20 protein-coding genes are annotated in these 23071 nt (G+C 62.2%); 7 read left to right on the forward strand and 13 right to left on the reverse strand.

Annotation, left to right across the window (positions count from 1 at the left end; genetic code table 11):
- Nucleotide 1: 1 nt before the first annotated feature.
- Nucleotides 2–1003, forward strand: a complete 1002-nt coding sequence (locus tag BUC36_RS07460; protein ID WP_073273240.1) for a D-alanine--D-alanine ligase — start codon at nt 2–4, stop codon at nt 1001–1003.
- A 70-nt stretch (nt 1004–1073) separates the two neighbouring features.
- Here the strand turns inward: BUC36_RS07460 and BUC36_RS07465 are convergent, their stop codons facing one another.
- Nucleotides 1074–1646, reverse strand: coding sequence for an HNH endonuclease (locus BUC36_RS07465; RefSeq protein WP_073273242.1), 573 nt, complete (start codon nt 1644–1646; stop codon nt 1074–1076).
- 795 nt (nt 1647–2441) lie between these two features.
- On the opposite strand from BUC36_RS07465, the gene BUC36_RS07470 reads away from it, so the two are divergent.
- The 5 genes from BUC36_RS07470 (at nt 2442) to BUC36_RS07490 (ending at nt 9162) form a co-directional block, all read left to right on the forward strand.
- Nucleotides 2442–3929, forward strand: a complete 1488-nt coding sequence (locus tag BUC36_RS07470; protein ID WP_073273245.1) for a DUF7133 domain-containing protein — start codon at nt 2442–2444, stop codon at nt 3927–3929.
- Nucleotides 3930–4012: 83 nt separating this feature from the next.
- Entirely contained in the window at nt 4013–4282 is a 270-nt protein-coding gene (gene xseB, locus BUC36_RS07475; RefSeq protein ID WP_073273247.1) for an exodeoxyribonuclease VII small subunit, read from the forward strand.
- A gap of 18 nt (nt 4283–4300) precedes the next feature.
- Entirely contained in the window at nt 4301–5194 is an 894-nt protein-coding gene (locus tag BUC36_RS07480; RefSeq protein WP_073273249.1) for a polyprenyl synthetase family protein, read from the forward strand.
- Between the two features lie 133 nt (nt 5195–5327).
- A complete protein-coding gene (gene dxs / locus BUC36_RS07485) occupies nt 5328–7241 on the forward strand; it encodes a 1-deoxy-D-xylulose-5-phosphate synthase (protein WP_073273253.1) in 1914 nt (637 codons plus the stop codon).
- A gap of 64 nt (nt 7242–7305) precedes the next feature.
- On the forward strand, nt 7306–9162 hold the full coding sequence (locus BUC36_RS07490) for a DUF885 domain-containing protein (RefSeq protein WP_073273255.1): 1857 nt from the start codon (nt 7306–7308) through the stop codon (nt 9160–9162).
- 303 nt (nt 9163–9465) lie between these two features.
- On the opposite strand, the gene BUC36_RS07495 is transcribed toward BUC36_RS07490, so the two are convergent.
- The gene (locus BUC36_RS07495) at nt 9466–9936 is read right to left on the reverse strand and encodes a redoxin domain-containing protein (protein ID WP_073273257.1); all 471 of its coding nucleotides are present in this window, start codon (nt 9934–9936) and stop codon (nt 9466–9468) included.
- A 44-nt stretch (nt 9937–9980) separates the two neighbouring features.
- Entirely contained in the window at nt 9981–11111 is a 1131-nt protein-coding gene (rsgA, locus tag BUC36_RS07500; RefSeq protein ID WP_200797203.1) for a ribosome small subunit-dependent GTPase A, read from the reverse strand.
- 648 nt (nt 11112–11759) lie between these two features.
- Here rsgA and pulA point away from each other — a divergent pair.
- Complete coding sequence (pulA, locus tag BUC36_RS07505) at nt 11760–15110, forward strand: pullulanase-type alpha-1,6-glucosidase (RefSeq protein ID WP_234994918.1); 3351 nt, start codon at nt 11760–11762, stop codon at nt 15108–15110.
- 507 nt (nt 15111–15617) lie between these two features.
- Here pulA and ribA read toward each other — a convergent pair.
- The 10 genes from ribA to nrdR all read right to left on the reverse strand — a co-directional run bounded on the left by ribA (nt 15618) and on the right by nrdR (nt 23028).
- On the reverse strand, nt 15618–16226 hold the full coding sequence (ribA, locus tag BUC36_RS07515; protein ID WP_073273264.1) for a GTP cyclohydrolase II: 609 nt from the start codon (nt 16224–16226) through the stop codon (nt 15618–15620).
- A gap of 16 nt (nt 16227–16242) precedes the next feature.
- Nucleotides 16243–16878, reverse strand: a complete 636-nt coding sequence (locus tag BUC36_RS07520; protein WP_073273266.1) for a retropepsin-like aspartic protease family protein — start codon at nt 16876–16878, stop codon at nt 16243–16245.
- A 9-nt stretch (nt 16879–16887) separates the two neighbouring features.
- Nucleotides 16888–17367: a phosphatidylglycerophosphatase A family protein gene (locus tag BUC36_RS07525; protein ID WP_073273268.1), complete on the reverse strand. Its 480-nt coding sequence runs from the start codon at nt 17365–17367 to the stop codon at nt 16888–16890.
- Nucleotides 17368–17380: 13 nt separating this feature from the next.
- On the reverse strand, nt 17381–18331 hold the full coding sequence (thiL, locus tag BUC36_RS07530) for a thiamine-phosphate kinase (protein WP_073273270.1): 951 nt from the start codon (nt 18329–18331) through the stop codon (nt 17381–17383).
- A gap of 10 nt (nt 18332–18341) precedes the next feature.
- Nucleotides 18342–18785 carry a transcription antitermination factor NusB gene (gene nusB / locus BUC36_RS07535; RefSeq protein WP_073273272.1) on the reverse strand — a complete coding sequence of 148 codons (444 nt, stop codon included), beginning with the start codon at nt 18783–18785 and terminating at the stop codon, nt 18342–18344.
- A gap of 69 nt (nt 18786–18854) precedes the next feature.
- On the reverse strand, nt 18855–19325 hold the full coding sequence (gene ribH, locus BUC36_RS07540; protein ID WP_073273274.1) for a 6,7-dimethyl-8-ribityllumazine synthase: 471 nt from the start codon (nt 19323–19325) through the stop codon (nt 18855–18857).
- Between the two features lie 206 nt (nt 19326–19531).
- Complete coding sequence (gene ribBA / locus BUC36_RS07545) at nt 19532–20647, reverse strand: bifunctional 3,4-dihydroxy-2-butanone-4-phosphate synthase/GTP cyclohydrolase II (RefSeq protein WP_073273276.1); 1116 nt, start codon at nt 20645–20647, stop codon at nt 19532–19534.
- Between the two features lie 75 nt (nt 20648–20722).
- On the reverse strand, nt 20723–21385 hold the full coding sequence (locus tag BUC36_RS07550; RefSeq protein WP_073273278.1) for a riboflavin synthase: 663 nt from the start codon (nt 21383–21385) through the stop codon (nt 20723–20725).
- Nucleotides 21386–21400: 15 nt separating this feature from the next.
- Complete coding sequence (gene ribD, locus BUC36_RS07555; protein ID WP_073273281.1) at nt 21401–22564, reverse strand: bifunctional diaminohydroxyphosphoribosylaminopyrimidine deaminase/5-amino-6-(5-phosphoribosylamino)uracil reductase RibD; 1164 nt, start codon at nt 22562–22564, stop codon at nt 21401–21403.
- The gene (gene nrdR / locus BUC36_RS07560) at nt 22561–23028 is read right to left on the reverse strand and encodes a transcriptional regulator NrdR (RefSeq protein ID WP_073273283.1); all 468 of its coding nucleotides are present in this window, start codon (nt 23026–23028) and stop codon (nt 22561–22563) included. Before nrdR ends, ribD begins: the two co-directional genes overlap by 4 nt.
- Between the last annotated feature and the right edge of the window lie 43 nt (nt 23029–23071).

A 23071-nucleotide genomic window follows, 5' to 3' on the forward strand; every position in this document is an offset into this window, starting at 1 on the left:
CATGATCAACACCCTGCTTATCTGCGGTGGTGGCGGCAGCGAACACGAAGTTTCGCTGCGCACAGCAGACTTTATCGAGCGCCAGCTGAACCATGTGGAAGATATCGCCCTGGTGCGCGTGGAAATGGACGGCAACGGCCGCCTGACGGACAGTCACGGGCGGGTACACCAGCTGACCCAGGAGCGGGCACTGCGCACCGAAGACGGCAAGACCTGGGAAGTCCACTATGTGATCCCGTCAATTCACGGCTACCCGGGGGAGACCGGTGACCTGCAGTCCCAGCTGGAGCTGTTCGGCATCCCCTATTACGGCTGCGGCCCCGAAGCGAGCAAGATCTGCTTCAACAAAATCACCACCAAACTGTGGCTCAGTGCACTGGGCATCGACAACACGCCCTACCAGTTCCTGTGCAGCAATGAGGCGGAGGAAGTCGGCAAGGCCAGCATGGCCCTGCAGGAGTGGGGTCAGGTCTTTGTCAAAGCGTCCAATCAGGGCTCATCGGTCGGCTGCTATAAAGTCAGCTCGGCGGAAGAGCTGGAAGCGGCGCTGCAAGAAGCCTTCGCGCTCTCTCCCTACGTACTGATCGAAAAATGCCTGAAGGTGCGTGAACTGGAGGTAGCCACTTACACCTACGAGGGCGAGCTGATCATCACCCCGCCGGGAGAGGTGTGCGCGCCCGCCGGCACCTTCTATACCTACGAGGAAAAATACGCCGAAGGCAGCCACGCCGTCACTCACATAGAGGCCCAGGGGCTCAGCGATGCCCAGCTGGGCTGGATCCGCGAGGCGTCGCGGCGCGCATTTATCGGCCTGCAGCTAAAGGACCTGTCGCGTATCGACTTCTTCCTGACCGACGATGGCGAAATCTATCTCAATGAAGTCAACACCTTTCCCGGTATGACGTCCATTTCGATGTTCCCCAAAATGCTGGAAAATGCCGGCCACGACTTCTCACGTTACCTGACCAGCCTGATTCGTGCGGCAGTAAAAGAGCGGTCCTGAAAATTGCCCGCTGCGGCAGGATTTTGAACCGGGATCCACTTCTCGCTATCAAGGTCTTCCTCCCTATCGGTTACGACACCTGAAGCCAGCCCTCCTGCCTGCGGCGGGAGAACTGGCCACGCAGAAATTCCATCTGGTCACCGCGAATACGCTCACTGTTGATCAGCGCCAGGTATTCGGCGGCATTGGGACAGAATGGCAGCGCCAACAGCTCCATCTCAATATCCTCCAGCAGGCGGCTGCCCTTGTGCTGATTGCAGCGGCGGCAGGCGGTCACCACATTCTCCCAGGCATCGCGGCCGCCCTTGGACACCGGGTGCACATGGTCGCGGGTCAGCTCCGCCGTCCGGAACTCATTGCCACAGTAGAGACAGGTGTGTGCATCGCGAAAAAACAACGCGCGATTGGTCAGCGGCGGGCGCCTGCGCGGTCGCGCCATGCGCTCACCGCCACAGGCGATGATGGCCGCCAGATCCAGGGTTGAGCGCTCCCCATAGCGGTTGATTCCGCCGTGTACCCGCCGAACGACGCCACCCAGCGACCAGGTCACCAGTTCGCGCACATACAGGCACGCCGCCTCCTGCCAACTCAGCCATTCAAGCGGTTGTCCCGCCAGATTCAGACGCAGAATTCTCGGTTGCATCACGTCGCCTCCCCACAGTGGAATGGATCACAGCCGCTGTTTCGAAACTGCTGCCGCGCCCGCGTTCTCCGGCCAAACCGCTCGCCGGAACCCAAAAGAAAACAAAGCCGGGAGCGTCGGACGCGCTGCCGGACTGTAAGTGTTGACCCACACGGCGGAGCACAGGGATATGCCGCACAAAAAAGCCCCGCCAGTTTCCCGGCGGGGCTTTCGCAAGAATTCAGAGATGAGAGAGGGATCGCCCGCCAGCACATTGGAGGCTGTAGGAAAGCGGACATTGCTGGCGTTGAATTACTGAATGCATCACCCTCCGCCGGCCTGTCAATTTATTGGCCGGACTGCACTGATTAAAGCGGAAATTTGTTTCAATTTCCAGACAGCCGGGACCAGTGCACAGGTTTTTGCCACTGTGACAGTATTGCGTCAGGGAGGTTGCTGAATAAAAACAGGCGGGTAAAAATTAAAACACCGCCCAGGCATCCGGCCCGGGCGGTGCGTCTCACAGGATGGTGCCCATGTCCCTAGGGCGAGCGGCGCATTCCGTTTATCCCTTGCCGCTGAAGTCAGTCCCTTAGTGCGTCCTTGCAATTTAATTATGGACACTGGCGAAAAAATTAGTAGAGGCAATCGGCTGAATTTCTTGTGCGAGATATCTCACAAGGCGGTGAAATACCCCTCCGCAGATAGCGGCGAAGACGGGGGGCGGTCCTTGTGGTAAAACAGGCGCCCTAAGAACGAGAAGCGATCACTATAGCCACTTTTATTACGAGATCAATCGCTGACGTGAAAAGCCTGTTGAAATATACGCTATTTTTATTTCTCGCCCTCGCCCTTGGCCTGGCCACCCTGGTGGTTTTCGCGCCAGGCGTCAGCGTGCCGTGGAAGCAGCTGACAGGCGGCGCGGATACAGACCCTGAAACCGTCGACCAGCAACTGCGGGTGCCCCAGGGTTTCCGGGTCGAACTCTTTGCCGACGAGGTACCGAACGCGCGCTGGCTGGCGGTGACGCGCCACGGTGACGTTATCGTCTCGCAACCCAAGCGCGGCCAGGTAACGCTGCTGCAGACAGACGAAAACCGCGATGGGCGCACCGACGGTCAGCGCGTCTTGATCGACGGGCTGCGCCGCCCCCATGGACTATTCCTGCACGAGAACTGGCTGTATGTCGCCGAAAGCGACGGTGTCGGCCGCGTGCCTTTCGATCATTCGGACGGGCGCCTGGCCGGCAGCTATCAAAAGATCGTCGAGGGCCTCGCCGACGAGGGCAATCACTGGACCAAGACGATCGGCATGGGGCCCGACGGCTGGGTGTACCTGAGCAGCGGCTCCACCTGCAACGTCTGCGAAGAAGAAGACCCGCAGCGCGCCACAATCATGCGCTTCAGGCCCGATGGCAGCGGCCTGGAAGTCTACGCCACCGGGCTGCGCAACAGCGTCGGTTTCGACTGGTCGCCAAAGAATGGCGGCCTCTACGCCACCGACAACGGCCGCGACTGGCTGGGCGACGACTTCCCGCCCTGCGAGCTGAACCGGGTTGAGAAAGACGTCTTCTACGGCTGGCCCTATGCCAACGGTAACCGGGTACCCGACCCGGATCTTGGCGTGAATGCCAGCGCCGAAATCAAGCAGAAAATCGCCGCCTCGCGCCCGCCGGTGCACGACTTCCCGGCGCACAATGCACCACTGGGGATCACCTTCCTGCGCAGCCCCGCGCAGCCGGGTCCGTATCGCGATGCGGCGCTAGTGGCACTGCACGGATCCTGGAACCGAACGATCAAGGACGGTTACAAGGTCGTATCGCTGCACTGGGACGAACAGGGCAATATTCACCAGCGGGACTTTCTCTGGGGTTTTCTGAGCGCCGACAGGACCGAGGTGTACGGCCGCCCTGTTGCCATCGCCGAGGATACCAGCGGCAACATCTATATTTCCGACGACTACGCCGGCGCCATCTACCGGGTAAGTACCGGGCAGGGGTCGCCTGGCGGCAACATCGCCGACACCAAGCCCCGTATGCAGGCGCCCAACAAACCCGTCGTCATCGACTCCGGCGCAGCCCAGCGCGGCGAGGAGCTCTACCAGAGACATCAGTGCGCTCAATGCCACACGGCCCAGGTGCCACTGCGCAACCTGATGAAGAAATACAACCTGCAGACATTGGCGCAGTATTTCGACACGCCCACACCGCCGATGCCCAACTACGGCTTCAGCGACACCCAGAAACGCGCCCTGGCCCACTACCTGATGTCACTGGAAGCCGAAGGCGATTCCAGCGTAAATTAGCGGCGGGTGTTCGGCACTTGTGTTCCAATTGACCCTTACCGCGCCAGCGGCTAAGGTTGCGCGGCAACAAGCGAGGCGAAGCAATGGCGGCAAAAAAGAAATCGGCAACGTTTGAAGAGGCTCTGGAAGAACTGGAGCAGCTGGTCGAGCGCCTGGAGGCTGGCGACCTGCCATTGGAGGACGCGCTGGCCGACTTCGAGCGCGGCGTAAAACTCACCCGCGAATGCCAGCAGAAACTCGCCAGTGCCGAGCAGAAAGTCAAGGTGCTGATGGAAGAGAGCGGCAGCATTCGCGAGCTGCCGTTCGATGCCAACGATGGCGATTCCGACAACTACGGTGCGGAAGACGCCTGAGTGAGCGCCCCAGAGCCCATGTCCGCGCAACTGCAGATGTTCCTGCAACAGGTCACCGCACGCACTGAAACCCAGATCGCCCAGTCCCTCGAGCAGCACACCGCTGGCGCGGAAACCCTGTTCGCGGCAATGCGCTATGCGGCGCTCGGTCCGGGCAAACGCCTGCGCCCGGCGCTGGTATACGCCTGCGCGCAGACCCTGCGCGGCGCGGACTTCGAGCCGGCGAGCTGCGACGCCGCGGCGGCGGCCCTCGAATGTATCCACGCCTATTCCCTGGTCCACGACGACCTGCCGGCCATGGACGACGACGACCTGCGCCGCGGCCGCCCCACCTGCCATATCGAATTCGACGAGGCCAGCGCGATACTCGCCGGCGATGCCCTGCAAACCCAGGCATTTGAACTGCTGCTGGCCAGCAGCTGCGCAGCGGAGCTGAAACTGCGCCTGTTGGCGGAGCTCGCCGAAGCCTCCGGCGCCCGCGGCATGGTGGCCGGTCAGGCGATAGACCTGGATTCCGTCGACAAGACCCTGGATCTGGCGCAGCTGGAAAATATGCACCGGCTCAAGACCGGCGCCCTGATTCGCGCGAGTGCGCGCATCGGTGCCCTGCTCGGCGGCGCCGATGAAGGGCAACTGGCGGCCATCAGCCGCTACGCCGAGGCTATCGGCCTGGCCTTCCAGGTGCAGGATGACATTCTCGACGTGACCGCCGAAACGGCCACCCTGGGCAAAACCCAGGGCGCCGACGCCGCGCGCAACAAACCGACCTATGTTTCCCTGCTGGGGCTCGACGGTGCGCGGGAAAAGCTGCTGGACCTGCACCGGCAGGCGCTCGACGCACTGGCGCAGCTGCCGGGCGACAGTAGCCTGCTCCGGCAGTTAGCCGACTATATAGTCGAACGCAGTCACTGAGAGCGACTTTGCAGCCCGCCGAGGTTGGCGCTCGCGCCCCTGTGGGCCGGCGCAACCGGCAAGCGGGATGCAATATCCCCGTCACAGGCATACAATCCCCTCTCTTACACGTCAGTTGCAATTGATACCTTTGATGTTCGACGAAATTCCACGCACACGCCCGCAGACACCGCTGCTCGACGCCATCGATGACCCGGCTCAGCTCCGCGCCCTCGACGAGCGCCAGCTGCCGGAACTCGCGAGCCAGCTGCGCGAATACCTGCTGTACTGCGTCGGCCAGACCGGCGGGCACTTCGGCGCCGGCCTGGGTGTGGTGGAACTGACTATCGCCCTGCACTACATCTACAACACCCCGGAGGACCGGCTGGTGTGGGATGTGGGCCACCAGACCTATCCGCACAAGATTCTTACGGGCCGCCGTGAGCAAATGCTCACCATACGCCAGCAGGGCGGCCTGTCCGGCTTCCCGAAGCGCAGCGAGAGCCCCTACGACACCTTCGGCGTCGGCCATTCCAGTACCTCCATCAGCGCGGCACTGGGTATGGCGCTGGGCTCGCCGGACGAGCGCAAGGCGGTGGCGGTGATCGGCGACGGCGCCATGACCGCGGGCATGGCGTTCGAGGCGCTGAATCACGCCGCGCACACCGGCCGCGACATGCTGGTGGTACTGAACGACAACCGCATGTCGATCTCCAAGAACGTCGGCGGCCTGGCCACCTATTTCGCCAAGATCCTCGCCAGCAAGACCTACCTGTCGATGCGCGAGAGCAGCCGCAAGATCCTGTCCAAGATCCCCAAGGCCTGGCAACTGGCGCGGCGCACGGAAGAACACGTAAAGGGCATGATCACGCCCGGCACCCTGTTCGAGGAGCTGGGCTTCAACTATGTGGGCCCGGTGGACGGCCACAATATGCACGACCTGGTGCACACCCTGCGCAACCTGCGCGCCCAGCGCGGTCCGCAGCTGCTGCATATCGTCACCACCAAGGGCAAGGGCTTCGGCCCTGCCGAAGCGGATCCTGTCGGCTACCACGCGCTCAACAAGCTGGAGCCGGAGCCCAAGGTGCAGGTGGCTGTCCCTAGCGAGAAGAAGAAGCCCAAGTACCAGGACATCTTCGGCCGCTGGCTGTGTGATATGGCCGAGCGCGACGAGCGCCTGATCGGCATCACGCCCGCCATGTGCGAGGGATCCGGCATGGTGGAGTTTGCCGAGCGCTTCCCGGAGCGTTTCCAGGATGTCGCCATCGCCGAACAGCACGCGGTGACGCTGGCGGCCGGCCTCGCCTGCGAGGGCGCCAAACCCGTCGTGGCCATTTACTCCACCTTCCTGCAGCGCGGCTACGACCAGCTGGTCCACGACGTCGCCATCCAGGACCTGGATGTGACCTTCGCAATCGATCGCGCCGGCCTGGTCGGCGAAGACGGCCCCACCCACGCCGGCAGCTTCGACCTGACCTATATGCGCTGTCTGCCGAACATGGCGATAGCCGCGCCCAGCGATGAGAACGAGTGCCGCCAGCTGCTCTACACCGCCTACCAGCACAAGGGCCCCGCGGCAGTGCGCTATCCGCGCGGCACCGGTCCCGGGGTCGAGATCCGCGAAGAGATGACGGAGCTGCCGCTGGGCGTGGGCCGCCTGATGCGCGAAGGTAGCCAGGTGGCCATCCTGAACTTCGGCACGCTGCTGACGCCGACGCTGGCGGCGGCGGAAAAGCTCGGCGCCACCGTCGCCGATATGCGCTGGGTGAAACCCCTGGACGAACAACTGATCGACGAGCTGGCCGCCAATCACCAGCTGCTGGTCACCATCGAGGAAAACACCGTCGCCGGTGGCGCCGGCAGCGCAGTGATGGAGTATCTGAACAGTAACGGTACCCTGATACCGCTGCTGCAACTGGGCCTGCCCGACAAGATCATCGAGCACGGTAAACACAAGGACCTGCTCGCCGCTATCGGCCTCGATGCCGCCGCTATAGAAGAACAGATCCGCCGCCGCCTGCAGCTGTTACACGGCAAGGGCTTCAAGGGGCAGGCGGCCGTCATCTAGGAAATAAAGGGGCCCACAGGGGCCCTTTTTTGTTGAATTACTCTGCTTTCGAAGAGGGGGGACCATGTCCTTAATCAGAAAATCCCTTGTCGCCGCCATCGGCCTGGTGGCGACCACCAGTGTCGCGGCGATGGACAATGAAGCGTTTGAAAAAGCCTTCGATACGCTGCGGAATAAAGGCGCGAGCGAACAGCTGAAGGCGCTGCAGGATCTCCGCTACCGCTGGACCATGGAAAGTTATCCGGGCTGGGCCACCTATGAGGGCTACCCCGGTGTCAACGATCGCTGGACCGACGCCTCCGAGGACGGCATCGAACGCCGCCAGCAGCAGACGCGCCGCATGCTGGCCGCCAGCCGCCATATCGACAAGACCGCGCTGCCGGAAAACCAGCAACTCGATTACCAGTTGCTGTACCAGGATCTGCTGGCCGAGGTGAAGGGCTTCCAGTTTCCCGAGCACCTGTTGCCGGTCAGCCATATGGATGGCATTCAGCGCAATATCCCCAGCGTGCTCAACAGCATGCCGCGGCGTACCCTTGCCGATTACGAGAACATCCTCGCCCGCCTGGAGAAACTGCCGGCACTGGTCTCCCAGACCCGGGCCCTGATGCAAAAAGGCCTGAAAAAGAACATTACCCCGCCGCAGATCACCCTGCGCGACCTGCCGGGACAGATCCGCGCGCTGATTCCCGCCGACCCGAAGCAGAGCCCGCTGCTGAAAGCCTTCGCGGAAATGCCGGCTACTATCTCCAACAACCAGCAGCGCCGCCTGCAGCAGCGCGCCTTTGCCCTGTATCACAAGGAACTGGTACCGGCCTGGCAGGGCATGGCGGAATTCGTCGAGCGCGACTATATCCCCGGCGCCAAGGTGGACACCGCCTTCACCAGCATGCCGGACGGCCTGCGCTGGTATGCGCACGAGGTACGCGACAACACCACCACCACCCTGAGCCCGGAAGAGATTCACCGCATCGGCCTGGCCGAGGTGAAACGTATCCGTACGGAAATGGACCAGATCATCCGCAAGACCGGCTTCCAGGGCGACTTCAAGGCGTTTACCGACTTCCTGCGCAGCGACCCGCAGTTCTACCACACCGACAAAGAAGCGCTGATGAGCGGCTACCGGGATATCGCCAAGCGCATCGACGGCGAGCTGCCGGCACTGTTCGGCACCCTGCCGCGCCTGCCCTACGGTGTGAAACCTATCCCAGGCTATTCGGAGAAGTCCCAGACCACTGCCTATTACCAGCCGGGATCCAATGAAGCGGGCCGCGCCGGGGTTTTCTTCGCCAACACCTACAACCTGCCGAGCCGCCCGAAATGGGAAATGGAAGCGCTGACGGTGCATGAGGCCATGCCCGGCCACCACCTGCAGATCGCCCTGGCGCAGGAACAGAAAGACATTCACCCGCTGCGCCGCATCGGCGGCTACACCGCCTTCGTTGAGGGCTGGGGCCTCTATTCCGAGAGCCTCGGTTACGACCTGGGGCTGTACAAGGACCCTTACAGCGAGTTCGGCGCGCTGACCTACGACATGTGGCGCGCGGTGCGCCTGGTGGTGGATACCGGCATGCACCAGCTGGGCTGGAGCCGCGAGCAGGCCATCGAGTTCTTTATGAACAACAGCGCCAAGCCGCTGCACGACGTGACCGTGGAAATCGACCGCTACCTGGTGTGGCCGGGCCAGGCACTGGCCTACAAGCTGGGGCAGCTGAAGATCAAGGAACTGCGTGCCCGGGCCGAGGAGCAGCTGGGAAGCAACTTCGATATCCGCGCCTTCCACGACCAACTGCTGGGCGCCGGCGCCCTGCCGCTGAATGTGCTGGAAAGCCGCATGGACGACTGGATTCAGTCCCAGAGCACCAGCGCCGCCGGCACCACAGCTAAACCGGCGCAGGCGGGACATATCTCCGCAAGCTGATCTGTAGAGGCGAACCTTGTGTTCGCCCTTTTTCGTTTTGCGCGCAGTCGGCAACTGGGTGGCGGCCCTGCTGCCGTAGGCCTTATGCGGGACACGCCGTGAACCCATCCCTGGGGGCTTGTCTGCGAGGTCCCTCTCGCAGACAGTCCCGCATAAGGCCTACGGCATCAGAGCCTTCGCATCACGTTTATCGCACTTGATGAGCTTGTTCACCCGATCTGCCGTTACGAAGTTCTCTACTTCAAATCGAAGGCAAAGTGCTGGGTGTACCAGAAACAAAAAGGGCGAACACAAGGTTCGCTCCTACTCGGCCAGCAACTGCCCGATCATTCCCCCCAGCTGCATATCGCTCAGTCGACCGAAATGCGAAAACCGCAGCAGCCCCTGCTTATCGATTAGCACCACCGAAGGTGTGCCCCGCAGGGCAAGCTTCTGCATGGTGACCGGCACCGCGCTGTTTTCCGCCGCCTGGTCGACGGCGATAGGAAATGCCAGGCGGAATTCGTGCACGAAGACTCTCAGCGCCTCGACACCCATCACCCGATGATGCTCAAAGACCGAGTGCAGGCCGATTACCTGCAGCGGTTCGTCAACGAAACACTCCGCCACGGCGGAGGCCTGGGGCGTACCCTGCATGACGCAAGCCGGACACAGCATCTGAAAGGCGTGCACCATGACCACCTTGCCGCGCAGTGCGCGCAGCGACAGCGGCTCCTCGGTATTCAGCCAGGCTGACGCGCTGATTTCCGGCGCTTCTCGATAAGATTCGACCATCCGCTTCCTCCACTCTCAAAATTGTAGAAGCGGACGGCCTATTCTCATTCGCCGCGCTGCTTGCGCTCCCGCGCATGGCTTTGCACGTCGCGATAGAATTGGCCCAGGGCCCGCTCACCGGCGCGCTGTTCGGCCAGGGTGCGATTATTGCGCTCGACCTCGCGCTCCAGCTTGCGCCAGTTGCGCAGGCGGCGTTCGTCCAGGTCGCCCGCGTCGATCGCCCCCCGCACCGCGCAGCCGGGTTCGGATTCATGACGGCAATCGCTGAAGCGGCACTGGCTCGCCAGTACACCGATTTCATCGAAGGTGGCAGCGAGACCGGCTTCGACATTGGCCAACCCCAGTTCACGCATGCCGGGGCTGTCCAGCAGCAGGCCACCATCGGCCAACGGATACAGGGCGCGGTGCCGGGTGGTGTGACGGCCTTTGCTGTCGTCCTCGCGGATCGCTGCCGTAGCGGCCAATTGGTTGCCGGACAGGCTGTTCAACAGCGTCGACTTGCCCACTCCGGATGAACCGAGCAGGGCGATGGTCTCCCCCGGCAGGCACCACTGCCGCAATTGCGCCGCGCTGTCCGGATCCAGCCCGTTCACCAGTGCGACCGGCAGATCCCGGTACGGCTCCAGAGGCTCGATGTAGGGGCTGGTATCGGCGCACAGGTCGGCCTTGGTCAGTACCAGGTAGGGACGACAACCGGCTTCGCGCACCAGCGTCAGGTAGCGCTCGATGCGGGACAGGTTGAAGTCCTGGTTACAGGAGGACACGATCAGCACGCTGTCGACATTAGCGGCGATCAGTTGCAATTGCCGCGCACCGGGCGCCATGCGCCGGAACAGGCTGCTGCGCTCGAGGCGCCGCACAAACTTGCCGCCAGCGCGTTCAACTAACAACCAGTCGCCAACGGTGGGGCGCTGTTCGATATCTTCGCTCGCCAGTGCCGGCACGAGCGCTAGTGAGCGCTCACCCTGTTCACCGGCAATCTCGAGCTGGCTGCGGTGTACGGCCATCACCCGCACGGGCTCGCAGTCACTCAGCTCGGCGAGCGACAGCTGCTGCTGAAAAAATGGCTTCCAGCCCAACCGCTGTAGTGCAGAAAGCTGGCGTTCACCGCTGGACGGCACAGCGGAGCTGCCGCGCCCGATACGGGGGCGGCGTGAAATCAATGATTTACTCAAGGTCAAAACCCTCAGGGCGCACAAGGCGCAATGCGACCGCGAGGATGCGGTCTACGGGGCTTCCGGTGTGGGGAAACCCGACGGTTAGGATAGTCGCCGGGCTGGGGCAGCTTGCTGTTGCAGCTCAGTGCCGAGAGGCCCGGCGAAGGATGGATACAATCATCTGTAGTCCTCCGCTGGTGAATATTTAGGCGCGAATCTAACAGCGCGCCAGGCACTACGCAAGTGTCATTTGCGCCTGTCGCCGATGTATGAAGTCGTGAGACCCGGACTGCTAATAACGAGCGTCGGGCTCGGTTAGGCCATGCCAGAAAAGGAAAAGCCGGCTTAAAGCCGGCCTTCTTATCCAATTGCCGCGAGTGCATCACCTTTCTCGACTCGCCACAATCGGATTGTTCGAGTATAGACACAACTTTTAGTTCCGCTGTGTTTTTACTCGAGGGTAAGAATGCACCCGCCAAATTTCCACGATGTGACGCTTTTATAAAAGTTTTGTGACAAGGGGCGCACTTTGGACTGCCGCCCTCCCCCGTCACCAGCTCCGCCTCCCCGGGGTGGGATGTCCCGTTAGCTGCCGTGCGTTTCAATGCTCACGCGGGAGATGTTTGCAGTACCCCAGGGAATAACAAATAAAACGGGGCCCAACCTATGCGATCGATGAAACCCTCTTATTACCTGCGCGCCTGTCACCCGGACAGCTGGGCGCGATTTCTACTCGGCGGCCTGCTCTGCGCCGCACAACTACCAGCGTTCGGCGCCGACACGCCGGCGCCTTCAGCCGTCAACATACCCGGCACCATTCAGAGCCAGCTCGGTTGTCCGGGGGACTGGCAGCCGGAATGCACCGCGACGATGCTCAGTTACGACAGCAGCGACGATAAGTGGCAGGGCAGTTTCACTGTGCCCGCCGGCAACTGGGAATACAAGGCGGCGCTGAGCGGCAGCTGGGACGAAAACTACGGCCAGGGCGCCTGGCGCAACGGTGCCAATATTCCCCTCAATATCGGCGCCATGCGCGAAGTGAAATTTATCTACGATCACGAGTCCCACTGGATCGCAGACAACGTCAACGCCACCATTGCCACCGTGGCGGGGAACTTCCAGTACCAACTGGGCTGCCCCGGCGACTGGCAGCCGGACTGCCTGCAGAGCTGGATGCAGGATACCGATGGTGACGGCATTTACACCTTCGTGACCGACAAGATTGCTGCGGGCAACTATGAGTTCAAGGTGGCACTGAACGAAAACTGGAGCGAAAGCTACGGCAGTTATGGTTCCAACGTGCCGTTTACCGTCGCCGCCGATAACGACGAAATCTATTTCGCCTTCGACCTCGCCAGCAAACAGGTGAGTGTCAGTAGCAACGGTATTCCCCGCGGCGACCTGACACTCGATAAGGCACACTGGGTCGACGCTGAAACTTTCGCCTGGAATATTTCCTTGCGGGACGGCGATACTGTCAAGCTGCACTACAGTGCCGATGCCAGCCTGAAACTCGATGCCGACGGCGTCTCCGGCGATGGCGCCATCACGCTGCAAGCGGATACGGCGCTCACCGCCGCGGTACAAAACAGGTTTCCACACCTGTCCTCCTATACCGCCCTGCGGCTGCCGGCGGGCAGCCTGCCACTGGCGGAGCTGGTCACACAGCAGCTGGCACTGGCGATCTACGACAGCGACGGCAAGGTGCGCGATGCCACCGGCGTGCAGCTGGCCGGCGCCCTCGACGATCGTTTCTCCTACGGCGGCGAACTGGGTGCGCGAGTCGGAGACTCCGCCGTTCACTTCGATCTGTGGGCGCCCACCGCGCGCTCGGTGAAGCTGCATCTGTTCAGCGATGCGACACACGACAGCGCCGATATGGTCGTGCCGATGCAGCGTGACACGACAAGCGGGGTCTGGTCCGCCGACGTCAGCAAGGAATGGGATCGCAAGTTCTACCTGTACGAAGTCGAGGTCTATTCCTATTTCAGCCGCCAGCTAGAAACCAACCTGGTCACCGATCCCTACTCGCTGAGCCTGTCCATCAACAGCGGCAAGAGCCAGGTCGTTAATCTCGATGACGCCGACCTGAAACCCGCCGGCTGGGATCAACTGCACAAACCGCGGCTGAAAAATCCGGAAGACATCAGCGTGTACGAACTGCACGTGCGCGACTTCAGTATCGAGGACGACAGCGTGCCGGCAAATGCGCGCGGCACCTTCGTCGCCTTTGCCGAACGCAGTAGCCGCGGCATGCGCCACTTGGCGAACCTCGCCCGCGCCGGACTGACTCACATTCACCTGCTGCCGGCGTTTGACTTCGCCACGGTGAATGAAAACCGCACGCAACAAGCGCAGACGCCGGACCTATCCGTGTACGCGCCGGACAGCAGCGCACAGCAGGACGAGGTCTACAGCATCCGCGATGCCGACGGCTTCAACTGGGGCTACGACCCGCTGCACTATAAAGTGCCTGAAGGCAGCTACAGCACGGATGCCGACGGCGTCGCGCGCATTCGCGAATTCCGTGAGATGGTGCAGGGACTGTCCCGCGCAGGATTGCGCGTGATAATGGACGTGGTCTACAACCACACCAGTTCCTACGGCCAGTACGACAATTCCGTCCTCGATAAAATCGTGCCCGGCTACTACCACCGTCGCAATCTGGAAGGCGGCGTGGAGATGAGCAGCTGCTGCGCCAATACCGCCAGCGAACACGCGATGATGGAGAAGTTGATGCTGGATTCCATGCTCACCTGGGCCAAGGCCTACAAGGTGGACGGCTTCCGCTTCGACCTGATGGGCCACCACAGCCGCGACAATATCCTCAAAGTGCAAACAGCCCTGCAGTCACTGACTCAGGGAAATGACGGCGTCGACGGCAACGGTATCTACCTCTATGGCGAGGGCTGGAACTTCGGCGAAGTCGCCGACGATGCCCGCTTCGTGCAGGCGCGCCAGTCCAATATGGCCGGCACCGGCGTGGGCAGCTTCAACGACCGATTCAGGGACAGTGTGCGCGGCGGCAACCCGTTTGGCGGCTACGAGGAACAGGGTTTCGGCACTGGCTTGTTTACCGACGGTAACGGCAAGTTCGGCGGTTGGGATGAACGGGCAACGCTGCTGACGCTCGCCGACAAGGTGCGCATCTCGCTCGCCGGCAACCTGGCGGAATACCCGCTGACCGACTCCTACGGCAACCGCATCCTTGGCCGCGAACTGATCTACAACGGCCAGCCCACCGGCTACACCGCCGACCCGCAGGAGTCGATCAACTATATCGCCGCCCATGACAACGAAACCCTGTTCGATGGCATCCAGATCAAGGCGAGTAGCAGCGCCTCTCTCGAAGAGCGCGTGCGCATGCAGGCCTTCAGCAACTCGCTGGTGCTGTTCGCCCAGGGTATCCCCTTCATCCACGCCGGCCAGGAATTCCTGCGCTCCAAATCCATGGACCGGGACAGCTACAACTCCGGCGACTGGTTCAATGCGCTGGACTTCAGCTTTGAGAGCGGCAACTGGGGCGCGGGCCTGCCGATCGCCGACAAGAACCAGGACAAGTGGCCGCTGATGCAGCCGCTGCTGGCGGATCCGACGCTGGCACCGCAACGGCAACACCGGTTGTGGAGCATCGCACTGTTCCGCGAACAGCTGGCGATCCGCAACAGCTCGCCGCTGTTCCGCCTGCCCACGGCCGCGGCGGTGAAGAAGCACCTGAGTTTCCTCAATACCGGACCGGCACAACAGCCGGGCCTGATCGCAATGCAGCTGCACGACCCGGACGGCGACTTCGACCGGCGCTACGAGCGCGTACTGGTGCTGTTCAACGGTGACGACGAGACGGTGCAGTTCGGCAGTGACAGCCTGCGCGGTCTGCGACTCAAGTTGCACCCGTTGCAGCGAAACTCGGCAGACGCGCGGCTGCGCGATGTGGACTTCGATCGCGACACAGGCACCTTCACCCTGCCCGGACGGACTACCGCGGTGTTCGTGGAACGGCGCAGCGGAAGTAGATAAGGGTCTGAAAACTGATTATTGGGGCGAACCTTGTGTTCGCCCTTTTTCTTTTTGCGCGCAGTCGGCAACTAGGTGGCGGCCCTGCTGCCGTAGGCCTTATGCGGGACACGCCGTGAACCCATCCATGGGGGCTTGTCTGCGAGGTCCCTCTCGCAGACAGTCCCGCATAAGGCCGACGGCATCAGGGCCTTCGCATCACGTTTATCGCACTTGATGAGCTTGTTCGCTCGATCTGCCCTTACGAAGCTCTCTACTTCAAATCGAAGGTAAAGTGCTGGGTGTACCATTTCAAAGCCGTCGGCGACAGGGCCGAAGGCGCCGTGAATGCCTGGAGCGGCCGGACCGTCGCCGACGGAGCGTACAGGGATGTATTTAAGGGGGGCGCCTAGCCCGGTTGTGAAATGGTACACCCAGTGCTTTGCCGCCGCGGAGCCAATTCAAAGCACCGAGGAATCAGATAAAAAGGGCGAACACAAGGTTCGCCCCTTCACCATAACTTTTGCAGGATTACTCCTGCTCTTCGCTGTTCTCGTCGAACAGGTGCCCCAGCTTGCCCTTTTTGGTGGACAGGTATTTGACGTTGTGCGGATTGCGTCCGGACTGGTGCGGCAGTCGCTCGGTTACGTTGATGCCGAGTTCCTCCAGCGCCTTCACCTTGCGCGGGTTGTTGGTCATCAGGCGAATGGATTTGATGCCCAGGTGGTCGACCATCGCCTTCAGAATCGAGTAGTCGCGCATGTCGGCACCGAAGCCGAGCTGCTCATTGGCTTCCACGGTATCGGCGCCGCAATCCTGCAGGTGGTAGGCGCGGATCTTGTTCAGCAGGCCGATGCCGCGTCCTTCCTGGCGCAGATAAAAAATCGCCCCGCGACCTTCCATCGCAATGCGGTGCATCGCGTGTTGTAGCTGCGCACCGCAATCACAACGCAGTGAGAAGAGCGCATCGCCGGTCAGGCATTCCGAGTGAATGCGGGCCAGCAGCGGCTCGTCCGTATCGATATCCCCCATGGTGAGCACCACGTGCTCCTTGCCGGCTTCGACGTCTTCAAAGCCGTGCATTTCAAACATGCCCCAGGACGTCGGCAGCTTGGAGGATTCCACATAGCGAATGGTCAACTTAATACCTCTTCAATCAATTGCGCGCGCGCAGTATCAGCACGCCGCCCTGCTGTTCCATATCCACCCGACTGAGAAAGCTATTGCCCAACAGAGTGATCTGGGGGAAATCGTCTGCGTGCACCGTGGCTTCCACATTGTGGAGTTTGATTCCACCGATGGTGACGCTGTCGAGATTGACTTTGTAAGCCCGCGCAATACCGTTAGCCGTCGACACATGGATCGGCTCTGCGCGTTCCAGGTTCAGTCCCAACCGTCGCGCGGTGGGGTAATTGAACGCAATAACGGTCGCTCCGGTATCCACCATCATCGCCACGCTGCGGCCATTGACCCAGGCGTTAGTGCTGTAGTGGCCGCGGCCGTCCGGTGTCAGCCGGATTTCGGCACGGCTGGCTTCCGCATAGCTGGCGGCCACCGGCGCATCCAGGGTCAGCTTCTGCTCGCGACCGTCGATAAGCACCCGCGCGTGTTTGGTCGTGGCCTCGAGCAATTTTACGCCTTCCGGGGATTTCTGCCCCGCTTTCAGCAAACGCTGGCGCCCGTCAATCTCCAGCATGGCACTGCTGCCAAACAACCCTTTCAACTGTACCTGCTGTGCCACGGCGCCGGCCGATAATAAAAGACTCAGCGAGAACAGGAGAAAGTGACGCATTGGTTATCCCTACCCCATAAAATGCGCAGTCAATTGCAGGATCAGTGCCGCGTATACGGCTGCCAGTATATCGTCCAGCATGATTCCGACACCACCGTGCACCCGGCGGTCCGCCCAGCGGATCGGCTGGGGCTTGGCGATATCGAACAGGCGGAACAGCACAAAACCGTACAGGGCCCAGCCCCAACCGGCCGGCGCCATAAACATGGTGAGCCAGTAACCCACCATTTCATCCCAGACGATGCCACCGTGATCGTGCACGCCGAGTTTTTCCGCCGCCGCGCCACACAGATAAAAGCCCACCAGCGCGGCGATGATAACGATCGCCAAATACCAGCTCGGCGACAGTCCCTGCATCAGCCACCAAAACGGAATGGCCGCGAGGGTGCCGAAGGTACCCGGCGCCTTCGGCGACAGGCCCGAGCCGAAGCCGAAGGCCAGCAGCATGGTGGGGTCGCGCAGCAGTTGGCCGAAGGTGGGGTTTTGCATAGTTGCCGTCATATTAAAAATGTTCGTAGCCGGCGGCCTCGGGAAACCAGCGCTCGCCATCGAGCCAGGCGTGCACCTCGCCCCGGCCTTCGACAATGGTACCGATGCACACCGCATCCAGGCCGAGTTTCTCCAGCGTCGCCACCTGCTGCTGCGGCACGGTAAAACAGAGTTGGTAGTCATCGCCACCAGTAGCAGCCAGTTCCAGCGCCCGTTCACCGGCCAGCTGTCGCGCCAGCGGCGCCACCGGCAGCGCGTGCATGTCGACATCCGCACTCACGCCGCTCGCCGCGCAGATATGCCCCAGGTCGGCCAGCAGTCCGTCAGAAATATCCAGCGCACTGCTGGCAAATCCGCCGATAGCCGCTGAAGTCACCAGCTGTGGCTCGGGATAGTAGAAAGCCCGTTCCGCGGCTTCCATCTCGGCCTTACCGGCGAGCTTCTGTCCGAGCACCAGCGGCAGGGCCGCGGCGCTGGCGCCGAGTTCGCCGCTGACATAAATCGCATCACCGACCCGGGCGCCGTCCCGGCGTAGTGGTTTCTGGCTACTGCCGGTCACCTGAATGGTGAGCGACAGGGGGCCGCAGGTCGTATCGCCACCCACCAGCGCGACACCGTAGGTTTTCGCCGTCTGTAGCAGTCCGTCGGCGAACGCCTGCAACCAGTCTGCATCGCTGTGTGGCAGCGTCAGTGCCAGGGTAAACCACAGCGGCTGCGCGTTCATCGCCGCCAGATCGCTGAGATTGACCCGCAGCGCGCGGGCGGCGATGGCCGCCGGATCCGCACTGGCGGGGAAGTGGCGGTCGGCGACCAGGGTATCCACTGACGTGGCGAGCAGGGCGCCCGCCGGCGGCTGCAGCAATGCGCAGTCGTCACCGATGCCCAGTACCACGCCCTCGCCGATCGGCGCCCCGGCAAAGTATTCGCGGATGATTTCAAACTCGCCCGGAGCTGCCCGCTTCACTGGTCGCGCCTCAGGCGTTCTTGTCGGCCGCCACTTCCGCCGCGCGCAGGTCGGCAGCGGTCTTATCGAGAATGCCGTTGATATATTTGTAGGCGTCGGTGGGGCCGAACTTCTTCGCCAGCGCCACCGCTTCGTTGATCACCACTTTGTAGGGCACGTCGATACGGTGTTGCAGCTCGTAGCTGGACATGCGCAACAGCGCGCGGGAAATCGGATCCAGGTCGTCGACCTTGCGATCCAGGTGCGGGGTGAAGGCAGCCTCCACCTCATCGAGATTCTTCGCCACGCCGTGGAACAGGTCGCGGAAATAGGCCACGTCCGTCTTGCTCATGTCGTTGTCGGTGTGGAACTCAGCCTCGATCACGTTCAGGCTGGCGCCGGCCATCTGCCACTGGTAGAGCGCCTGCATGGCATAGTGACGTGCCTTGCGGCGCGCGGATGCGGTTACGGTCATTGTCTAATCCGATGATTACCTTGTAGGAGCGCCCTAAGGCCACCCCCAGCAATTTTTCCGAGAAAAAAATTAAATCTTGCCGAGCAGGGAAACCATCTCCAGCGCAGTTTCCGCCGCTTCACAGCCCTTGTTGCCGGCTTTGGTGCCGGAACGTTCGATCGCCTGTTCGATGGAGTCCACTGTCAGCACGCCGAAGGTCACCGGAATGCCTGCGTTCAGCGATACCTGGGCCAGGCCCTTGGTGCACTCGCCGGCAACGTATTCGAAATGCGGGGTGCCGCCGCGGATCACTGCGCCGAGGGCGATGATCGCGTCGAACTTTTTGCTCTCCGCCAGCTTCTGCGCGGCCAGCGGGAACTCGAAGGCGCCCGGCGCATAATAAATAGTGATGTCCTCATCCTTGATGCCCTTGCGACGCAGGGTGTCCAGGGCGCCGTCTTTCAGGCTCTCGACCACGAAACTGTTCCAGCGGCTGACCAGCAGTGCGTACTTGCCTGTGCTGTTGACAAAATCGCCTTCGATGACTTGGATGTTGCTCATAATTTCTTTTCCATTTTTTCTGATGGGCACGTCGCTTCGCTCCTTTGCCCATCCTACGGCTCGTTTTTGGACTCTGTAGGAGCCTACCTGTGACCGCCATGGATGGCGGAAATGCAGATTTTGCAGGAGCAAAAATCTGCCAGGCGAAGGCTACGGAGCTCCGCGCCATTGCGCCTGCAAGCAGGCTCCTACATCGCTCGAGTTGGCTATTCCTGATCCGCGTTCAGGTATTCTTCCACTTCCAGGTCGAAACCGGAGATGGCGCTGAATTTAAACGGCGCGCTCATCAGGCGCATTTTGCGCACTTTCAGATCGCGCAGTATCTGTGAGCCGGTGCCCACCTGCTTGTAGACGAGGTCCTGGCTGGGGCGCTGCTGCTTGCCGCTGATCAGCCAGTCGATGCTCTCCTCGATTTCCTCGGTGGTCTCGTTGTGACAAATCACCACCACCACGCCCTTGCCCTCTTCGGCGACTTTTTTCATCGCCCGGTGCAGCGTCCAGGGTGCATATTTTTCATCGGCGCGACGCAGCGTGAACAGGTCGCGCGTGGTACTGGCCACGTGCACGCGCACGAGCGTCGGCTCTTCCGGTGTCGGCTGGCCCTTCACAAAGGCGAAGTGGCGCTCGCGGCGCGCCTTGTCCAGGTAGGTGCGAAGCTTGAACTCACCGAACTCGGTGTGCACCTTGCGCTCGTTGGTGCATTCGACGGTTTTCTCGTTCAGGGCGCGATAATTGATCAGGTCGGCGATAGTGCCGATCTTCAGCTTGTGGGTCTTGGCGAATGTCTCCAGGTCCGGGCGGCGGGCCATGGTGCCGTCTTCGTTCATGATCTCGACGATCACCGCCGCCGGCTCGAATCCGGCCAGGCGCGCCAGGTCGCAGCCGGCCTCGGTGTGACCGGCACGGCTCAGGACACCGCCGGGCTGCGCCATGATCGGGAAGATATGGCCCGGCTGCACGATATCGCTCGCCTTGGCATTCCTGGCAACGGCGGCGCGAATGGTACGGGCGCGATCGGCGGCGGAAATGCCGGTCGTGACCCCCTCGGCCGCCTCGATGGATACGGTGAAGTTGGTGCTGAACTGAGCGCCGTTGTCGCGGGACATCAGCGGCAGGTCCAACTGCTCGCAGCGCTCCCGGGACATGGGCATGCAGATCAGGCCGCGGGCGTGGGTGGCCATGAAGTTGATGTCCTCAGCGCGCACCTGCTCCGCGGCCATCACCAGGTCGCCCTCGTTCTCGCGATCCTCGTCATCCATCAGGATCACCATCTTGCCCTGGCGGATATCGTCGATCAGTTCTTCAACCGTATTGAGTTCCATAAATCTCTCTAAATCGTGATTTGTGGTCTTGCTTCAAGCCCGCGTCGGCCCGCTCAAAGCCATTAGTAATGGCGGCTAACCCCGGTAAAAACCGTGTTGCGCCAGAAATTCCACGGTGAGGCCACCGCTGTCCGACTTGGCCGCCGCCTCGCCGAGCAACAGCCGCTCCAGATAGCGCGCGATCAGGTCCACTTCCAGATTGACCCGCGTGCCGGCGCGGTAGCTGTCCATCACCGTTTCCTGCAGCGTGTGCGGCACAATGGTCAGCTCGAACTCGGCGCCATCGATCGCATTGACCGTGAGGCTGGTGCCGTCGACGGTAATCGAGCCCTTGTGGGCGATATATTTGGCCAGGTTGTCCGGCGCGCGCAGGCGAAAGCGCTCGGCGCGCGCTTCGGACTTGCGCCACACCACTTCGCCGATGCCGTCGACGTGGCCGCTGACGATGTGGCCGCCGAGTCGGGTCTGCGGGGTCAGCGCCTTTTCCAGGTTCACCCGGTCACCGAGCTTCCAGCCACCGATCGTCGCCACCGCCAGCGTCTCCGCCGACACGTCGGCCCAGTAGCCGTCGCCGGGCAGATCCACCACCGTCAGGCAGACGCCGTTGGTGGCGATGCTGTCACCCAGTTGCACGTCGGCCAGGTCCAGCTTGCCGGTCTTTACCCGCACCCGCAGGTCACCGCCCTTGGGTTGCAGTGCGGCGATCTCGCCGATAGCTTCAATAATTCCCGTAAACACTCGCGGCCCTCAGCACTATCTCTCGATATCCGTCGTCGCGGTAATACGCCAGTCGTGGCCGACGGCACGCATATCGGTAATGGTAATCGGCAATACAGAACCCATACGCTCGATCGGCAGTTCAAACAGCGGTCGGGCGGTACTGCCCAGCAGTTTCGGCGCCACGTAGACAATCAATTCGTCCACATGGCCGCGATACAGGAACTCGCCGGACAGGGTGGCGCCGCTCTCCACCAGCACCTCGTTGCACTGGCGCCGCGCCAGCTCCTCGAGCAGAGCCTGCAGATCCACGCGCCCCTCTTTGTCCGCCGGCAGCACCAGCACCTCGGCCCCGGCGCTTTCCAGGCGCTCGCGGCGCGATGGCTCGGCCTGTTCCGTAGTGCACACCAATGTTGGGGCGTCCCCCTGCAATATAAAGGCCTTGGCCGGGGTGCGCAGTTTGCTGTCGACGATCACCCGCAGCGGCTGCACCTCCTGTATCGCTACCGCCTGGGCGGCCTGCTCGCTGGTCAGCAGCTCCAGTGCCATCTCGTCGGCGCGCACATTCAGGTTGGGGTTGTCGAAACGCACTGTCTCAACCCCGGTGACAATCGCGCAACTGCGCGCGCGCAGGCGCTGTACATCGGCGCGCGCGGCCGGGCCGGTGACCCACTTGGACTCACCGCTGGCCATGGCGGTGCGCCCGTCCAGGCTCATCGCCGACTTGCAGCGCACCAATGGCAGCCCCAGGCTCATGCGCTTGATAAAACCGGGATTCAGCGCGCGGCACCGCTCTTCCAGCAGTGGGCCCTCCACCTCGATGCCGGCATCGCGCAGTTTCTGCAGGCCCTCGCCGCTCACCGATGGGTTGGGGTCCTGCATGCCGAATACGACCCTGGCCACGCCGGCCTCGATCAATGCATCGGCGCAGGGGCCGGTCCTGCCGGTGTGGCTGCAGGGTTCCAGCGTCACATAGACGGTGGCGCCGCGGGCGCGCTCGCCGGCATTGGCCAGCGCTTCGATCTCCGCGTGCGGCAATCCGGCGCGCTGATGCCAGCCCTCGCCAACTATCTGGCCCGTATCGTCGGTGATGACACAGCCCACGCGGGGATTGGGCATGGTGGTATAGAGGCCGCGCTCGGCCAGCTGGATCGCGCGCGCCATCAGCGCCTGGGCGCTGTTTCCGGCCGCTCCGCTCATGGCGTTTTCGCCCCCTTGCTGGTCAGGCGCTCGATTTCCTCGCGGAACTCGCTGACGTCCTCGAAGCGCCGGTAGACGGACGCGAAGCGCACATAGGCCACCTGGTCCAGCTCGCGCAGCTGGTCCATCACCAGTTCGCCGATGGCGCGGGCCGGCAGTTCGCGCTCGCCGGTGGCCTGCAGGGCGTGCTTGATCTGGGACACCGCGGATTCCACCCGCTCGGTGCTGACCGGGCGCTTTTCCACCGCGCGCTGAATCCCCGCGCGCAGCTTGTCCTCGTTGAACGGCTCGCGCTGGCCGTTCTGCTTGATCACCCGTGGCAACAACAATTCGGCAGTTTCAAAAGTGGTGAAGCGCTCGTGGCAATCGAGACATTCGCGCCGGCGGCGCACCTGATCGCCTTCGGCCACCAGGCGGGAATCGACGACTTTGGTTTCTTCTGCGCTGCAGAAAGGACAGTGCATGACGGGAGGGCCCTATCAGAAAATGGGCCGCAGTTTACCACAG

Source organism: Microbulbifer donghaiensis (assembly GCF_900129095.1).
Classification (GTDB): Bacteria; Pseudomonadota; Gammaproteobacteria; order Pseudomonadales; family Cellvibrionaceae; genus Microbulbifer; species Microbulbifer donghaiensis.

Coding starts and splice junctions, on each gene's coding strand:
- BUC36_RS07460 (WP_073273240.1), top strand. CDS start 2: ATGATCAACACCCTGCTTATCTGCGGTGGTGGCGGCAGCGAACACGAA.
- BUC36_RS07465 (WP_073273242.1), bottom strand. CDS start 1,646: ATGCAACCGAGAATTCTGCGTCTGAATCTGGCGGGACAACCGCTTGAA.
- xseB (WP_073273247.1), top strand. CDS start 4,013: ATGGCGGCAAAAAAGAAATCGGCAACGTTTGAAGAGGCTCTGGAAGAA.
- BUC36_RS07480 (WP_073273249.1), top strand. CDS start 4,301: ATGTCCGCGCAACTGCAGATGTTCCTGCAACAGGTCACCGCACGCACT.
- dxs (WP_073273253.1), top strand. CDS start 5,328: ATGTTCGACGAAATTCCACGCACACGCCCGCAGACACCGCTGCTCGAC.
- BUC36_RS07490 (WP_073273255.1), top strand. CDS start 7,306: ATGTCCTTAATCAGAAAATCCCTTGTCGCCGCCATCGGCCTGGTGGCG.
- BUC36_RS07495 (WP_073273257.1), bottom strand. CDS start 9,936: ATGGTCGAATCTTATCGAGAAGCGCCGGAAATCAGCGCGTCAGCCTGG.
- pulA (WP_234994918.1), top strand. CDS start 11,760: ATGCGATCGATGAAACCCTCTTATTACCTGCGCGCCTGTCACCCGGAC.
- BUC36_RS07520 (WP_073273266.1), bottom strand. CDS start 16,878: ATGCGTCACTTTCTCCTGTTCTCGCTGAGTCTTTTATTATCGGCCGGC.
- BUC36_RS07525 (WP_073273268.1), bottom strand. CDS start 17,367: ATGCAAAACCCCACCTTCGGCCAACTGCTGCGCGACCCCACCATGCTG.
- nusB (WP_073273272.1), bottom strand. CDS start 18,785: ATGACCGTAACCGCATCCGCGCGCCGCAAGGCACGTCACTATGCCATG.
- ribH (WP_073273274.1), bottom strand. CDS start 19,325: ATGAGCAACATCCAAGTCATCGAAGGCGATTTTGTCAACAGCACAGGC.
- ribBA (WP_073273276.1), bottom strand. CDS start 20,647: ATGGAACTCAATACGGTTGAAGAACTGATCGACGATATCCGCCAGGGC.
- ribD (WP_073273281.1), bottom strand. CDS start 22,564: ATGAGCGGAGCGGCCGGAAACAGCGCCCAGGCGCTGATGGCGCGCGCG.
- nrdR (WP_073273283.1), bottom strand. CDS start 23,028: ATGCACTGTCCTTTCTGCAGCGCAGAAGAAACCAAAGTCGTCGATTCC.